Here is a 16678-nt window from a genome sequence, read left to right as displayed (position 1 = left end):
AGATGCAAGTGCCGTTTTTGAATTTAAAAGCACCTTACCTTGAACTTCAGCAGGAGCTAGATGCAGCTTACAGACGAGTTATGGAGTCTGGTTGGTATATTCTTGGGCAAGAAGTGGAGGCGTTTGAAACAGAATTTGCTACATACTGTGGAACTCAGTATTGTGTCGGAGTTGGTAACGGGCTAGAAGCCCTGCATCTAATTCTGCGCGCTATGGAGATTGGTTCGGGGGATGAAGTTATTGTGCCAGCTAATACTTATATTGCTACTTGGCTAGCAGTTACTTATGCGGGAGCTATACCCGTTCCGGTTGAGCCAGATGAGAAAACGTATAACATAAATCCGGAGCAAATCGAAGCAGCAATTACACCAAATACAAAGGCGATTCTAGCAGTTCATCTCTACGGTCAGCCAGCTAACATAGATCTGATTAACAAGATTGCAAAACATCATAAGCTAAAGGTGATTGAAGATGCTGCTCAGGCTCACGGAGCACGCTATAAAGGGCGACGTGTGGGTGGTTTAGGAGATGCAGCTGGGTTCAGCTTTTACCCAGGTAAGAATTTGGGAGCATTAGGTGACGCTGGGGCAGTCACGACTAATGATTGTGACTTGGCAAATAAAATTCGTTTGCTCAGAAACTATGGTTCTCGTGTTAAATACTTCAATGAAATTAAAGGCTTTAATAGCCGACTGGATGAACTACAGGCAGCCTTCTTAAGGGTGAAGCTAACTAAGCTTGATGAGTGGAATGCTCGCCGCGATCGCGTAGCTAAGCAGTATCTTGAAAAACTCTCCTGCTTAACAGATTTAACCCTACCTTTTGTTCCTACCTGGGTAGAGCCAGTATGGCACTTGTTTGTAGTGCGTCATCCAAAACGTTATGCTTTAGAAAAGCACTTGAAAGATTTGGGAATTGGCACTTCAATTCATTATCCTGTGCCACCCCACTTATCTGATGCATACGTAGATCAACCACATTTAGGTAGTTTTTCTATTACAGAGCAAATAGCTAAAGATGTTCTGAGCCTACCAATAAGCCCCCATATGACCGATGAAGATGTCATGAGAGCGATCAAAGTTTTACAGGAAGAAGTAACTATTCATCACAACAAAGTCGATTTCTTGACGGAAGAAAAAATGGTCGCATCATAAATATAAGCTTTTGAATACAATTTGTAATTTGCAGAAATTTCCTAGTCAATTAGAATGGAGCACGATGCAGACATTTTTAGTAACTGGTGGAGTTGGTTTTATCGGTTCTAACTTCATTTTGAAGGCGACAAAAGAAGGGTGGGCTAACATTATTAATCTGGACAAGCTAACTTATGCCAGCAATCCTCAAACTTTAGCTCAATTGCAGGATGATCCACGATATCATTTTGTCTGTGGAGACATTGGTAATGTCGAGCTATTGCGTAATTTGCTAGAGCAGTACCAACCAAAGGCAATTATTAACTTTACAGCCCACACCCATGTTGATCGCTCAATCCTTAGTCCTGAAGATTTTATTCAAACAAACATAGTAGGAACATTCCAACTTTTAGAAGCAAGCAAAATCTACTGGGAAAAATTATCTCCGCAAAAGCGAGAGCAATTCCGTTTCTTACACGTATCTACTGATGAAGTGTATGGTTCACTAAGTCCTACAGATCCAGCCTTTCGCGAAGATACTCCCTATGCTCCTAACAGTCCCTATGCTGCATCAAAAGCAGGGTCTGACCATCTTGTACGAGCTTACTTTCACACCTACGGTCTTCCCACTTTAATAACCAACTGCTCAAATAACTACGGTCCACGCCAGTTCCCCGAAAAACTGATTCCCCTGATGATTCTCAATGCTCTGCATGGTAAACCTCTACCAATCTACGGTGATGGAAAGAATATTCGAGACTGGTTATATGTAGCGGATCACTGCGAAGCTCTTTATCTAATTTTACAATCCAGTCGGATTGGAGAAACTTATAATATTGGTGGCAACAACGAGCAGACAAACCTGACAGTTGTTGAGAAAATTTGTGCAATTCTCGATGAGTTAGCGCCCAAACCCAACTTCCGCCACTCCTCTCTAATGACTTTTGTCAAAGACCGCCCAGGTCATGACCGACGCTATGCAATTGATTGCAGCAAAATCAGTAGAGATTTCGGCTGGCAGCCAAAAGAGGACTTTGATAGTGGTTTATTGAAAACAATTCAGTGGTATCTAAGTAATCCAACTTGGGTAGAACAAGTTCAATCAGACGCATACGCACGCTGGATTCAGCAGAATTATGGAGATAGAATAACAGCGCGATCGCCAAGGAAGAATTAACTATGAAGGGCATAATTCTAGCTGGTGGTTCCGGTACACGATTGTACCCTCTCACGCAAGTAGTCAGCAAACAGATGATGCCTGTCTACGATAAACCAATGATCTACTATCCCCTATCCACTCTCATGCTGGCTGGAATTCGTGATATCCTAATTATCTCTACGCCTGCACATTTACCACTGTTCCGGCAACTTCTACACGATGGTAGCCAGTGGGGTCTTAAGTTTAGCTATCTAGAACAACCGAGACCTGAAGGCGTAGCACAGGTATTCATTTTAGGTCAAGATTTTATCGGTAGCGATCCAGTATGCCTAATTTTGGGCGATAACCTTTTCTACGGTAATGGTCTAATTGAGGTACTGACTCGTGCGGCTCAGTTGCGTGAGGGTGCATTAATTTTCGGTTATCGGGTAGCTGAACCTCAAAACTACGGAATCGTTGAATTTGACGTCACAGGGGAGGTGGTGTGTTTAGAGGAAAAGCCGAGCATTCCTAAGTCTAACTATGCTGTGCCTGGTATTTATTTCTACGATTCTCAAGTTTGTGAAATTGCCATTGGACTAAGACCTTCAAATCGTAATGAACTAGAAATTACCGATTTAAACCAAATTTATCTCCGTAGAGGACAATTAAAAGCTGAGCTTTTGGGTCGAGGCTACGCTTGGTTAGATACAGGTACTCATGAATCTCTTCATCAAGCTTCTAGCTTTATTCAAACCTTAGAACAACGACAGGGCTTCAAAATTGCTTGTATCGAAGAAATTGCTTACCGCCAGGGATATATTGATGCAGAACAACTCTATCGACTTGCTAAACCATTGTCTAAAAGCAGTTATGGGCGTTATTTAATCGACCTTATCCACAGTGAAATCTCTACTGCTCAACTTCAGCAGAGTAATCGGGTTATACCATTTCACGAAATATCTGATACAAGTAAAGCCTCTTAAATATCATGGAGAAATGTATGAAGAATTACAGGTTACTACAAGCAGCTCGAGGTGAAGTACTGGAGCGCCCTCCAGTATGGATGATGCGCCAAGCTGGTCGCTACATGAAAGTCTATCGAGATTTGCGCCAGAAGTATCCCTCTTTTCGGGAGCGCTCTGAGAACCCTGACTTAGCCGTGGAAATTTCTTTGCAACCTTTCCACGCCTTCAAACCCGACGGTGTGATTATGTTCTCAGATATTCTCACCCCGTTACCTGGTATTGGTATTCCGTTTGATATTATCGAAAGTAAAGGTCCGATATTTGAGAACCCAATCCGAACTCAGGCGCAAATTGATGCTCTCACTCCCCTCGATCCTGAAGCCTCTTTGTCATTTGTTCGTCAAATCCTGACGACGCTACGTAAAGAAGTTGACGATCAAGCTACTGTTTTGGGTTTTGTCGGCGCTCCTTGGACACTAGCTGCCTATGCCATCGAAGGTAAAAGCTCGAAAGACTATGCCATCATTAAAAGTATGGCTTTCTCACAGCCAGCGATGCTACATCAATTTTTAGGGAAACTAGCAGATGCGATCGCCATCTACGTCCGCTACCAAATTGATTCCGGCGCGCAAATTGTACAACTATTTGATTCTTGGGCAGGGCAACTTACTCCCGAAGATTTCAAAATTTTTGCTTTGCCCTACCAGCAAAGGGTCGTAGAACAGGTCAAAGCAACGCATCCAAACACGCCTTTAATCCTGTACATTAACGGCAGTGCAGGGATACTAGAGCTAATGGCACAATCTGGCGTAGATATCGTTAGCGTGGACTGGACTGTTGATATGGCAGTGGCACGGCAGCGACTCGGAGCCAGTATAGGAGTACAAGGAAATTTAGACCCGTGTGCGTTATTTGGTTCCCAAGAGTTTATCCGCTCGCGGATCCTTGACACTGTTCGCAAAGCCGGAAACCAAGGACATATCTTCAATCTAGGTCACGGAGTTTTACAGAACACTCCAGAAGAAAATGTTGCTTTCTTTTTTGAAACTGTAAAACAGTCTAACTACTTGTTAAATAACTGTAAATAAAATGACCCAATCTCACCTTGCTTCACCCACAATTAAGAGTCCGAACCGCACTATTCGCATTGGTTCTCGTAAAAGTCAACTCGCTCTAATTCAGACTTACTGGGTACAAGAACAACTCCAGAAACGCTTTCCCAATCTCACTTTTGAAGTCCACACCATGTCCACCCAAGGCGACAAAATTCTGGATGTGGCATTAGCCAAAATTGGTGATAAGGGACTATTCACCAAAGAACTCGAATTGGGAATGCTATCCCAAGAAATTGACTTTGCCGTTCACTCCCTCAAGGATCTACCAACTCGCTTGCCAGAGGGCTTAGTGTTGGCAGCAGTCACAGAACGGGAGAACCCAGCAGATGCTCTGGTGGTACATAAAAAACACCTCGATAAGCAAATTGATACGCTGCCAGAAGGTGCAGTCATCGGGACATCTTCCCTGCGACGACTTGCCCAGTTGCGGCATCACTTCCCCCACTTCACTTTTAAAGATGTGCGCGGAAACTTGAACACCCGCATGGCAAGGCTAGATGATGGAGAGTACGATGCTTTAATTCTAGCAGTAGCAGGGTTAGAGCGATTGGGAATGGGGGCGCGCATTCATCAAGTCCTGCCTACTGAACTTTCCCTTTATGCTGTAGGACAAGGAGCCTTGGGGATAGAATGTCGTGCTGATGACTTAGAAGTACTGTCACTACTCAAAGCGATCGAACACGTACCAACTCGCGATCGCGCTCTTGCCGAGCGTGCCTTCTTACGAGAACTAGAAGGCGGTTGCCAAGTACCAATTGGTGTCACCACTCACTTGGACGGAAATACGCTCATGTTGACGGGAATAGTAGCCAGTGTTGATGGTCAACGTATGGTGAAAGATACTGTCAAGGGTGCTACAGTAAGAGCAGAACAACTAGGTATCCAACTGGCTCAGAAATTACGGCAACAGGGAGCCCAAGAAATTTTGTCAGAAATTTTTCAGACAGTCCAACGAAACTAAAACATTTCATTCCGGTTTTTCAACGAAAATTCAAATAAATTCTGTGCTTAATAGCACAGGCATCCCTCTTTAATGGTTTTTTCCCTTTAATCAATACTATGTTTCCACTTCATCGCCCTCGTCGTCTTAGAAGCCATCCGCAACTGCGTCGAATGGTAAGTGAAACTGTTTTATCAACCAGTGATTTAATTTACCCCCTCTTTGCTGTACCTGGTAAGGCAATTGCCAACGAAGTGAAATCTATGCCTGGAGTCTACCAGTTGTCGGTAGACAAAATCGTGGAAGAAGCTAAGGAAGTCTACGACCTCGGTATTCCTGCTATTATCCTGTTTGGCATTCCTGAAGATAAAGATTTAGAAGCAACCAGTGCATGGCACGACTGCGGTATTGTGCAGAAAGCTGCTACTGCAGTGAAGCAGGCAGTACCAGATTTAATTGTCATAGCTGATACATGTCTGTGTGAATACACCAGTCACGGACACTGCGGCTATTTGGAATTGGGTGACTTGACCGGGCGCGTCTTGAATGACCCAACGTTGGAGTTACTCAAGAAAACAGCGGTTTCTCAAGCCAAAGCCGGTGCAGATATCATTGCTCCTTCAGGAATGATGGATGGGTTTGTCCAGGCGATTCGGATGGGGTTGGATGAAGCTGGCTACCAAGATATACCAATTCTGTCGTATGCTGCTAAGTATGCTTCGTCTTACTATGGTCCTTTTCGTGATGCTGCTGAATCGACACCGCAGTTTGGCGATCGCCGCACTTACCAAATGGACCCAGGTAATGCCCGTGAAGCCATTAAAGAAATTCAACTTGATGCTGCTGAAGGAGCAGATATGTTAATGGTCAAGCCAGCCCTGGCTTATATGGATGTTATCTTGCGTGTCAAACAAGCAACCAACCTACCAGTTGCTGCCTACAACGTCTCTGGCGAATATTCCATGATTAAAGCTGCGGCACTTAATGGTTGGATTGACGAACAGCAAGTGGTGATGGAAACATTGACTGGTTTGAAACGGGCTGGCGCTGACTTGATTCTCACGTATCATGCCAAAGATGCTGCCCGTTGGATAGCTAAGCTTGGCGGTTGAGCTTTGCAATGCCTGAAATTTTTGTGGCATAAGCGTCTCGCCCGTCCTATTTCTCAGATATTCACCTTTTTTGGAGATTAAGTTGAGATGATAACGACTGCTTCGACTCCTCAAGCAACTCAATCCAAATTACCCCCAATTGATGCAAAGGTTAGAGTTAGCCAGTTCATGCGACAGTTACAAGACGAAATCTGTGAAGGATTGCAACAAATAGATGCAGTAGGCACATTTGTGGAAGATGCATGGGAACGTGCTGAAGGGGGTGGAGGGCGATCGCGCGTCATGCGTGACGGTGCCATATTTGAACAAGCTGGGGTCAACTTTTCCGAAGTTTGGGGTTCTCATCTGCCCCCCTCAATTCTGGCACAACGCCCAGAAGCATCTGGACATAAATTTTACGCCACAGGCACTTCAATGGTGTTGCATCCTCGCAATCCTTACGTGCCAACTGTCCATCTCAATTACCGCTACTTTGAAGCGGGACCGGTTTGGTGGTTTGGCGGCGGTATAGATTTAACACCTTACTATCCTTTTGCCTGTGATGTCGTTCATTTCCATTCCACACTTAAGCGAGCTTGTGACGCTCACTCTACAGAGTATTACTCTGTGTTTAAGCCTTGGTGCGACGAGTATTTTTATCTCAAACACCGCCAGGAAATGCGTGGAGTAGGTGGTATTTTTTTTGACTATCAAGGTGGTCAAGGTCAGCTGTATCGGGGTCCGCATCCAGAAGGTGCAGCTGCTGTCTATAGTAACCTGGTGGGTACTCTAGCGCCGCGTAGTTGGTCTGAAGTATTCGCTTTTGTGAGCGATTGTGGACGAGCATTTTTGCCGGCATACGTGCCGATTGTAGAGCAACGAAAGTTGATGGAGTATGGCGATCGCGAACGGAACTTTCAGTTGTATCGCCGAGGGCGTTACGTTGAATTCAACCTGGTTTATGACCGTGGCACAATCTTCGGTCTTCAAACCAATGGACGCACAGAGTCAATTTTAATGTCGCTACCACCTCTAGTGCGTTGGGAATACGGCTATAAACCTGAACCTAACACGCCGGAAGCTGATTTGTATGAAACTTTCTTAAAGCCTCAAGATTGGGCTAGCTGGATATCTGCGGTCATGTAGAATAGCTATCAATCGTTGCACACAGGACTCAAGATGAAGCTTCAAGCATTATCAAAGCGTTCAGGTCAATGGACGCTTGCCCTGATTATAGCTGCCACTGCCATCACAGGCACAATTGTTTTCTACGGTATTTCCCAATCAAGACAAACTAGCACACCAGAACCAGTCGCAAAAGCTACTCCGCCAGAGAGGAAAATTACTGCTCTAGGACGACTCGAACCAGAAAAGGAAGTTATTAAAGTATCTGTACCTGCTACTTTAAGCAATGACAGCGTTACCAAACTACTGGTGCAACGAGGCGATCGCGTTAAAGCAGGTCAGGTGATTGCGATTATGGATGCACAAAATCGTTTGCAAAATGCCTTGCTTCAAGCGCAAGCACAGGTTAAAATATCACAAATAGATCTGGCTAAGGTGAAAGCTGGTGCAAAATCTGGAGAGATTGCAGCTCAGAAAGCTGAAATTGTTCGCCTTCAGGAGCAGTTAAAAGGCGAAATTGCAACTCAACAATCCACCATTGCTCGTTGGCAAGCTGAGGTTAGAAATGCAAATTCTAACTACAATCGCTATTTGTCGCTTTACAAACAAGGAGCCACCGCTGCTTTAGATCGAGATCAAAAACAGCTTGCAAGAGAAACAGCGCTCTCACAGCTTAACGAAGCTAAAGCTAAGCAAAACCAGAGTGTAGAAACAATAAAGCAGCAGATTAGACAAGCTAAAGACACTTTAAACAAGATTGCTGAGGTGCGTCCGGTTGATGTACTTTCAGCCCAAGCAGAGGTAGATAAGGACAAAGCATCTGTCAACAAGGCTAAAGCTGACTTGGCCCAGGCGTACATTCGCGCACCGATGGCAGGTCGCATTCTCGACATTTACGCCAAACCAGGAGAAGTCGTTGGCGTAAAAGGCATTGCTGATTTGGGACAAACTGACGATATGCAGGTAGTGACAGAAGTCTATCAGACTGACATTAGTAAAATTCGTTTAGGTCAACAAGCCGTTATCACGAGCGAATCATTTCCCGGTCAGGTACATGGAACTGTTCGCTTAATTGGGCTACAAGTGATTCAACAGGAAGTCACTAGCGGTAAAGCTGGAGAAAATCTTGATCGCAGGGTGATTCAAGTGAGGATTCAACTCAATCGAGAAAATAGCCAACGGGTTGCTCATTTAACTAACTTGCAAGTGCAGGTCGCCATTCAACCGACTGCGCCATCGACCAATAGTCAATAGAGACTCCAAAATCGAGGAATTCATGTTTCGTAAATTATTCCGCAAAACGCCGTTAGCCTGGTTGCAAATCAGTCGCCAAAAGGCGCGTCTGCTAGTCGCCATAGCAGGAATTAGCTTTGCTGATTTTCTGATGTTTTTCCAACTTGGAGTGAGGGATGCACTGTTTGATTCACAAGTTAGTCCTTATAGCACACTTCAAGGGGATTTGTTTTTAGTCAATAAACTGTCTGACAACCTGCAATCGGTCAAAAGTTTCTCAAGAGACAATCTTTATCAGGCAGCAGGCATCGACGGTGTAGCGTCCGTTAGCTCGCTGTATATTGGTCAGGCAACATGGCGAAATCCTGAAAACCAAACCAGTCGCCAAATCTTCGTCTACGGGATTAATCCAAATCGCCCAGCATTCGACTTGCCGGAAGTGAATCAACACTTGGATCAACTTAAGTTACTAAATCGAGCTTTGTTTGACCGAGCCTCCGCACTTCCTCTAATTGGGGATGTTCCTACCTTGCTGAAAAAACAGAATCCGCTTTCGGTTCAGGCAAATGATTATGAAATTAAAATTGTTGGATTATTTACGCTCGGTATCTCTTTTTCTGCTGAGGCCAATCTCATCACCAGTGATTCTACCTTTTTGCGGCTCTTTAGCCAGCGTCAAGCTCATGAAATTGATGTAGGTATCGTTAAAGTAGAATCAAAAGCATCGGTTGAGCGAGTACAAGCTTCTTTGCAAGCAATCCTGCCGGATAATTTGCTGGTGCTAACCCTTGATGAATTCACCGCTCGTGAGCTTGCATATTGGAATACAGGTTCTGCCATCGGTCCTACCTTTAACCTTGGCGTAGCAATTGGGTTCTTGGTCGGAGCGGTAGTTGTCTATCAAATTCTCTACACCGATGTTTCCGATCATTTGTCAGAATATGCAACGTTGAAGGCAATGGGCTATAGTGATGCGTATTTCATCGGAGTTATCATTCAAGAGGCTCTTGTGTTAGCAGCTTTGGGCTTTGTGCCAGGGTTTTTGCTCTCTAATGGACTTTACGCCCTTTTTAAGTCCGCAACGCTTTTACCGATCGCGATGAAACTAAGTCGCGCAACAACGGTGTTGATGTTAACCATCGTCATGTGTATTGGAGCAGGAGCGATCGCCATGCGGAAGTTACAGCAAGCCGATCCAGCGGACATTTTCTGACATATTTGACCTCACAAACTGCAATGTCTCAATCGACTTTCAATCAAGCTCCAACCATGAAACCTGTAATTTCAGTTTGCCATCTCAATCACTACTTTGGTCGAGAAGAACTCCGTAAGCAGGTATTATTCGATATCAATCTCGACATTTATTCTGGGGAGATTGTGATTATGACTGGACCATCTGGTTCTGGTAAAACCACCTTACTGGCACTAGTAGGTGGATTGAGGTCTGCTCAGTTCGGCAGTATAACAATTCTGGGAAACCAGATGTGTGGTGCTAGTAAGCAGCATGTAATGCAAGTGCGGCGGCAGATTGGCTACATTTTCCAGGCGCACAACTTGCTGACCTTCCTAACAGCGAAACAAAATGTACGAATGTCTTTGGAACTGCATGATAAGTACCTAGAGCAGGATATGGATGAGCTGGCAGCCGACATTCTCAACGCCGTTGGTTTGGGCGATCGCATCCATTATTATGCAGACAATCTCTCTGGAGGACAAAAACAACGGGTTGCGATCGCTCGTGCCTTAGCTAGTCATCCCAAAATCGTCCTCGCAGATGAACCGACTGCGTCCCTTGATAAAAAATCTGGTCAGGATGTCGTAAAAATAATGCAGCGTTTAGCTAAGGAGCAGGGATGTACCATTTTGCTTGTCACCCACGATAACCGGATTCTTAATATTGCTGACCGCATCATCCACATGGAAGATGGCCGATTGATAAAAGAAGCGGATGAGCACAAGGTATTGTCAGGTTAGAAGTAGGCAAACAGAATGTGCAGAAAATAGTGTGACTTGAACCATATTTTGTCCAAACGGTCACTCTAGTGCTTCAAAATCACTTAAGACAACATATAGTTCAAAATTATAAGTTGAGTTAAAAAACATCAAAAATCAAGTACGGCAAGCAACAAGGCTTTTATAGTTCATTTGTATGCAGGCGGCGAACAGAGCTTTTAAAACTGAGTAGAGATGCGATTGCCTGCGGCAGAGCTACGCTTAAGGCTTGATCACTCAATTTTTGGCGAAACATATTTTTGAACCATATTGTGGACGTTTTGAATCATATTTTGACTGAAAGTTGAAAATTTTCGATTGATTTTAGTGTGTCTTGCTCTGCATTTTTTACCAAATCCAAAAATAAAACTTTTAGTCGCATTATGGTTCACATTTAAAACACGCGGACATAATTTGATTCATAATCTTAGGTTGTTGATTGGCTCAAAAGCTTGAAATTACGTTAACTTTTAGTCACGCTATGGTTCAAAATTTGGTCATGCGGGGGGTAAAATCACAAATAGAAAACAAACACTTAACCAAATTTTCCCAAATTTGGATCATAGATAGCTCAACATTAGAGGCATTGTTTTGTAAGCTCAAAAGTTTAGAAGATGTTCCTACTGGACAATTATAGCAGTCGCCACCTCAGTCAGGACGTAGGATAGATAAAGAAGTGATTAGTTTGGGCATTCCTATGGCAAACCCTTACAGTTATGACCTGCGACGAAAAGTGATCGAGGCGATTGAACTAAATGGAATGAAGCGCTCTTGAGCGAGTGAATTCTTCAACATCAGTGGCAATACCATCAATACATGGTTCCAACGTCGTCAGGAAACGGGTGAGTTTAATGCCAAAGTCAGAGTGCATAAGGGTAGTGGTCACAAAATCACCGACTCGGAGAAGTTTGGAGTCTTCGTGGAAACCCACGCAGACAAAACTCAGGCGCAAATGGCTCAACTGTGGGAGAAGGACATTAGCGAACGCACCATCTGACGAGGGTTGAAAAAAATCGGATTCACGCGAAAAAAAAGACTTATGGCTACCGTGAACGGGATGAGGACAAACGGCGGAAGTTCCTCAAACAGCTAGCCGCAGTTGAGCCTGAGTTAATTGTGTATGCCGACGAAGCTGGCATGGATCAGCCGGAGGACTATGGTTACGGCTACAGTCCCCAAGGAAAACGGTTCTATGATCTCAAATCGGGTCGGAGAACGGGGCGAGTTAATATGATTGCGGCGTTGTGTGCTAAGCAGTTGCTTGCCCCATTCACAATTGAGGGGGCTTGCAACCGCCAGGTTTTTGAAACCTGGTTAGAAACATGCCTGATTCCAACATTCAAACCAGGGCAGAAGCTGGTGATCGACAACGCCACTTTTCACAAGGGTGGACGTATTGAGCAATTAGTGCAGACTGCTGGTTCTGAGGTTTGGTACTTGCCACCTTACTCTCCTGACTTGAACAAGATTGAACGGTGCTGGTCTTGGCTCAAAAGTCCCATCCGCAAGCAACTAGAGGACTTCCTTACCTTGGGGGCAGCGATGGAGCATATTCTGAGCTTAGCGTCCTAACCAACCTGGCGCTTGCTATAATATCAGTTTCAGAAAGCTTTTTAACAATCAATAGTTGACGTGTTTGCTTTTAGGGTGTCCCTTAAAACTATTTTGTTGTACATATTGTTCAATACCAACTTTTTCTATTAAGTTGGTATTAGAGAATGACAAAAAATAAAGGATAAAAAAATTTATACTTCTAACTTCGCCAAAAATAAGCAAGCAGATGTGTCCGAGAGAACCAGATTTTATCCTTTAAATTTCTTTCACACTTGTTGACTCCAGGTGACTTATGCCCTTTGACCTTTCTCCGTTGTGGATATCCCTAAAAACTTCTTTACTTGCGACATTTATTACCTTCTTTCTTGGGATTGCTGCTGCTTACTGGATGCTGGGATATCGAGGGAAAGGCAAAGCTTTGATTGAGGGTATCTTTGTTGCTCCTTTGATTTTACCTCCTACGGTTGTTGGCTTTTTGTTACTGCTGCTATTTGGTAAAAATGGTCCAGTGGGCAAACTTATGGAGCCTTTGGGCTTTAGTATTGTTTTTACTTGGTATGGTGCGGCGATCGCCGCCACCATAGTCGCCTTCCCATTAATGTATAAAACCGCCTTGGGAGCTTTTGAGCAAATCGACAGCAATCTTCTGCGAGTTGCAAGAACCCTGGGCGCAAAGGAATCTACAATATTTTGGCGAATAAGTTTACCTCTAGCAGTACCAGGGATTTTAGCCGCGACAACCTTGGCTTTTGCTCGGGCTTTGGGTGAATTTGGTGCAACTTTGATGTTAGCAGGGAATATCCCAGGGCAAACTCAGACAATCCCAATGGCAATTTATTTTGCTGTGGAAGGGGGCGCAATAAACGAAGCTTGGTTTTGGGCTTTAGCTATCATGGGTATTTCTCTGTCTGGGATTATAGCTGTTAACTATTGGCAGGAAACTCGGGGAAAGAGGAGAGGACAAATCAATTCAAAATCACTATCTCCCTCACTCCCTCACTCCCTCACTCTCTCATCCCCCTCCTTTTCTTCTGGGCTATTTGTTGATATCGAAAAACAGCTTTCTGGTTTCAGCTTGAAAGTCTGTTTCAGTGGAGATAAGCAACCCTTGGGATTATTGGGAGGATCTGGGGCTGGTAAGAGCATGATTTTGCGTTGCATCGCTGGGATAGAAACACCAAGTTCTGGTCGAATTGTGCTTAATGGGCGGGTGTTGTTTGACTCGCAACGGGGAATAAATTTGCCACCGCGTGATCGCCGTATTGGTTTTTTAGTCCAAAATTACGCTCTCTTCCCACACATGACTGTAGGACAGAATATTGTCTTTGGCTTACCCAAAGGACTTTCTGCCACAGCTATTCGACAACTTGTTGAAACTCAACTCATCGCAGTGCAGTTGGAAGGATATTCACAGCGTTACCCGCATCAACTTTCGGGAGGACAGCAGCAAAGAGTCGCATTAGCAAGAGCTTTAGCAAGTCAACCAGAAGCACTATTATTAGATGAGCCATTTTCTGCATTAGATACGCACCTGCGTAGCCAACTGGAACAGCAAATGGTAGGAACATTAGCGAATTATGAGGGCGTGAGTTTATTTGTCACCCACAACATGGAAGAAGCATATCGGATTTGTCCTCATTTGCTAGTTCTAGAGAAAGGAAAAGCAGTTCATTACGGGACTAAACACGATATTTTTGAACACCCCGCTACTGTTGGTGTTGCCCAATTAACAGGATGTAAAAACTTTTCAAGTGCTGTTCCCATCACATCAGGACAAGTGCAAGCAAATGATTGGGGTTGTACCCTGAATGTCATTGAACCTATCCCAGATGCTTTGTCCAATGTTGGAATTCGTGCTCATCAAATCATGTTTACAGACGAACCGAATCAGGAAAATACCTTTCCTTGCTGGCTGGTAAGAACGAGTGAAACTCCACACCGAATGACGCTGTTTCTCAAACTCCATCACCCATCTACCAACAACAATGATTACCACGTGCAAGCGGAGGTGTTTAAGGAGAAATGGGCAACTCTCAAAGACCAACCAATGCCTTGGTATGTTCGTTTAGACCCTTTAAGGCTGATTTTGATGCAATGAACCACAACAAAAGTTTTTCGGACATAACCCAGTAAGCCGTGAGAAAAAAACCGAAAATATACTGTGTTTTATAGTTCTTTTTAAGTAAATAATAGTCATTTAAGCACTTAATATTTTCATTCTAGATGATAGTGCTATAGTGCTATGATGAGTCAATCAAAACGATACAGGGGATATTGAAAGATGCAAGTCAGTGCTCGTAACGCGCTCAAAGGGACTGTCAAAGAAGTTGTGGAAGGTTCTGTTAACACTGAGGTAACGCTAGAGGTAGCGCCAGGAGTTGAAGTAGTAGCAATTATTACCAAGGGTTCAGCCCAGAAGCTTCAACTGGAAGAAGGAAAAGAAGCATACGCGATCATCAAATCATCAGACGTTATGGTTGCTGTTGACTAGCAAGTTTTCTTTGAGAGAGTTCTCAACTATCTAAAGCCTATACAGAAAGCCCAGTCATTGTGATTGGGCTTTTAACATTTTTATTGTCTTGAGAGCATCTTTTTTTCGGAATTGGCTCAATCAACGTGTATCTATCAAACAACTACTAAATTTATTTACGGAAAACCTAAAATGTTAAACTTCAAAAAATATGCTGCATTACTTGCTTTGTTACCAGTTGCTACTTTGTGGACTCAAGCAGCGCATGCTGAAACTTTAAAAACGAAAAATTTCAAAGTCACAATTACTAGAAACTGTCCAGAAGGAAATGTAACTTGCAACAATGTTACATACTTTGGAAAGGATTTAAAAACAGGTAAATCGATTAGTCTGACTGGCAAAACAATCCACACAACTGGTGCAGATGGTATCACACCAGCTCGATTCCTCGGTTATCAGTTCCGCAATAACGAATATGTTTATCGGGTGACAACAGACGGCATTTTGGAAGTTTATCAAGGGAAAAAGCTAATACTTCAAGAGAAAGGATCTTTGACTTTTTAAAAATTATCTTCTTTATAACTCAGGACTTACGCAAAAATAACGTAGTTGTGTCGTTGCGACGTAAGGAAGCAATCTCACACTCTTGTTTTTTCGTAACTTGTGCGTAATATCAAATCCTGTTGATTGCACGCAGTTCCCACAAACCTTCACCCTTAATTTATAATGTTTATGCGTTTTTTATACCATGTGCATTTACCCGGATTTGATATAAGTCCTATAACTAACAATCAAAAAAATATTCTCCCCAAACTCGCGGGGAGGATACAACAGCCGCTGAGTGTGGTATGGCTGGTTGCTACTAAAACAAAAACGCTCTCCTGTTAACCAATATCAACGCAACTTCTTTGGCAAAGTAAGTCAAAATCAAATCAGCACCCGCCCGTTTCATACTAGTCAAAGTCTCTAAAATGACTCTTTTCTCATCAATCCAGCCCATTTGAGCAGCAGCTTTAATCATGGCATACTCACCACTAACGTTATAAGCGGCTACAGGTAATTGCGTGTAATCTTTGACTTGGCGGATAATATCTAAATATGCTAAAGCAGGCTTGACCATCACGATGTCTGCACCTTCGGCAATATCTAGCGCTACTTCTTTGATAGCTTCTCTAGCATTTGCACCGTCCATCTGATAAGTCTTCTTATCCCCAAATTTTGGTGCAGAATCCAACGCATCCCGAAATGGACCATAATATGCAGAGGCGTATTTTGCAGAGTATGCCAAAATCCGCACATCTATGTATCCTTCCGAATCCAGCGCTTTACGAATAGCCCCTACCCTACCATCCATCATGTCAGAAGGTGCGACCATATCTGAACCTGCAGCTGCTTGTGAAAGTGCCATTTTCACCAAGACTTCGACTGTGGGGTCATTGAGAATAACCCCGTTTTCATCTACGATACCATCGTGACCATGAGTCGTAAAAGGGTCAAGAGCAATATCGGTAATTACTAGGATACCTGGCACAGCTTCTTTAATTGCCTTGACAGTTCGCTGTACCAATCCTTCAGGGTTGTAGCTTTCACTACCCACGTCATCTTTTTTTACTTCTGGTATGACAGGGAAGAGTGCAACACCTCCTACCCCTAGTCGCCACACCTCTGCTATTTCTTCTAATAGTAAATCTAAAGTATATCGATAACACCCAGGCATGGAGCTAATTTCCATTTTCTGTTCCTCACCTTCCATGACAAACATGGGATAAATGAGGTCATCGACAGTCAGCGTTGTTTCTTGCACCATGCGACGTAAAGTTGCAGTGCGACGTAGGCGACGGGGGCGATGAATCAGGGTTGTAGCTGTAGGTGCTGTGTGATTAGAAGAAGGATTTTCTGATGACATGGGAGTGAATAAT

General features: G+C 43.7%; 14 protein-coding genes and 1 pseudogene. 14 read left to right on the top strand and 1 reads right to left on the bottom strand.

The window, feature by feature from the left end; genetic code table 11:
• The first annotated feature begins 2 nt into the window (after window positions 1-2).
• The 14 genes and pseudogenes from DP114_RS05130 (at window position 3) to DP114_RS05065 (ending at window position 15323) form a co-directional block, all read left to right on the top strand.
• Complete coding sequence (locus DP114_RS05130; RefSeq protein ID WP_171975615.1) at window positions 3-1154, top strand: DegT/DnrJ/EryC1/StrS family aminotransferase; 1152 nt, start codon at window positions 3-5, stop codon at window positions 1152-1154.
• Between the two features lie 64 nt (window positions 1155-1218).
• Complete coding sequence (gene rfbB, locus DP114_RS05125) at window positions 1219-2310, top strand: dTDP-glucose 4,6-dehydratase (protein WP_169267263.1); 1092 nt, start codon at window positions 1219-1221, stop codon at window positions 2308-2310.
• 2 nt (window positions 2311-2312) lie between these two features.
• On the top strand, window positions 2313-3257 hold the full coding sequence (gene rfbA / locus DP114_RS05120; protein ID WP_169267254.1) for a glucose-1-phosphate thymidylyltransferase RfbA: 945 nt from the start codon (window positions 2313-2315) through the stop codon (window positions 3255-3257).
• 17 nt (window positions 3258-3274) lie between these two features.
• Window positions 3275-4327 (top strand): uroporphyrinogen decarboxylase, encoded by a 1053-nt coding sequence (hemE, locus tag DP114_RS05115; RefSeq protein WP_246163060.1) that lies wholly within the window; start codon window positions 3275-3277, stop codon window positions 4325-4327.
• A 1-nt stretch (window position 4328) separates the two neighbouring features.
• Window positions 4329-5315 (top strand): hydroxymethylbilane synthase, encoded by a 987-nt coding sequence (hemC, locus tag DP114_RS05110; protein WP_171975613.1) that lies wholly within the window; start codon window positions 4329-4331, stop codon window positions 5313-5315.
• Window positions 5316-5413: 98 nt separating this feature from the next.
• Window positions 5414-6406: a porphobilinogen synthase gene (gene hemB / locus DP114_RS05105; RefSeq protein WP_171975612.1), complete on the top strand. Its 993-nt coding sequence runs from the start codon at window positions 5414-5416 to the stop codon at window positions 6404-6406.
• Between the two features lie 87 nt (window positions 6407-6493).
• Window positions 6494-7531 (top strand): oxygen-dependent coproporphyrinogen oxidase, encoded by a 1038-nt coding sequence (gene hemF / locus DP114_RS05100; protein ID WP_171975611.1) that lies wholly within the window; start codon window positions 6494-6496, stop codon window positions 7529-7531.
• 33 nt (window positions 7532-7564) lie between these two features.
• Window positions 7565-8764 (top strand): HlyD family efflux transporter periplasmic adaptor subunit, encoded by a 1200-nt coding sequence (locus DP114_RS05095; RefSeq protein WP_171975610.1) that lies wholly within the window; start codon window positions 7565-7567, stop codon window positions 8762-8764.
• A 22-nt stretch (window positions 8765-8786) separates the two neighbouring features.
• Window positions 8787-9956 carry an ABC transporter permease DevC gene (gene devC / locus DP114_RS05090; RefSeq protein ID WP_171975609.1) on the top strand — a complete coding sequence of 390 codons (1170 nt, stop codon included), beginning with the start codon at window positions 8787-8789 and terminating at the stop codon, window positions 9954-9956.
• A gap of 56 nt (window positions 9957-10012) precedes the next feature.
• Window positions 10013-10717: a DevA family ABC transporter ATP-binding protein gene (locus tag DP114_RS05085; RefSeq protein WP_171975608.1), complete on the top strand. Its 705-nt coding sequence runs from the start codon at window positions 10013-10015 to the stop codon at window positions 10715-10717.
• Window positions 10718-11432: 715 nt separating this feature from the next.
• A pseudogene (locus DP114_RS05080) lies at window positions 11433-12307 on the top strand (IS630 family transposase).
• A gap of 274 nt (window positions 12308-12581) precedes the next feature.
• A complete protein-coding gene (modB, locus tag DP114_RS05075; RefSeq protein WP_169267247.1) occupies window positions 12582-14387 on the top strand; it encodes a molybdate ABC transporter permease subunit in 1806 nt (601 codons plus the stop codon).
• A 183-nt stretch (window positions 14388-14570) separates the two neighbouring features.
• Window positions 14571-14780, top strand: a complete 210-nt coding sequence (locus DP114_RS05070; protein ID WP_169267246.1) for a TOBE domain-containing protein — start codon at window positions 14571-14573, stop codon at window positions 14778-14780.
• 171 nt (window positions 14781-14951) lie between these two features.
• The gene (locus DP114_RS05065; RefSeq protein WP_171975607.1) at window positions 14952-15323 is read left to right on the top strand and encodes a hypothetical protein; all 372 of its coding nucleotides are present in this window, start codon (window positions 14952-14954) and stop codon (window positions 15321-15323) included.
• A 298-nt stretch (window positions 15324-15621) separates the two neighbouring features.
• Here the strand turns inward: DP114_RS05065 and hemB (DP114_RS05060) are convergent, their stop codons facing one another.
• Window positions 15622-16665, bottom strand: a complete 1044-nt coding sequence (hemB, locus tag DP114_RS05060; protein WP_171975606.1) for a porphobilinogen synthase — start codon at window positions 16663-16665, stop codon at window positions 15622-15624.
• Between the last annotated feature and the right edge of the window lie 13 nt (window positions 16666-16678).

The sequence above is a fragment of the Brasilonema sennae CENA114 genome (assembly GCF_006968745.1).
In the GTDB taxonomy this organism is placed as follows: domain Bacteria; phylum Cyanobacteriota; class Cyanobacteriia; order Cyanobacteriales; family Nostocaceae; genus Brasilonema; species Brasilonema sennae.
Note: the sequence above shows the minus strand (reverse complement) of the source record. Positions and strands in the feature narration are given on the sequence as shown.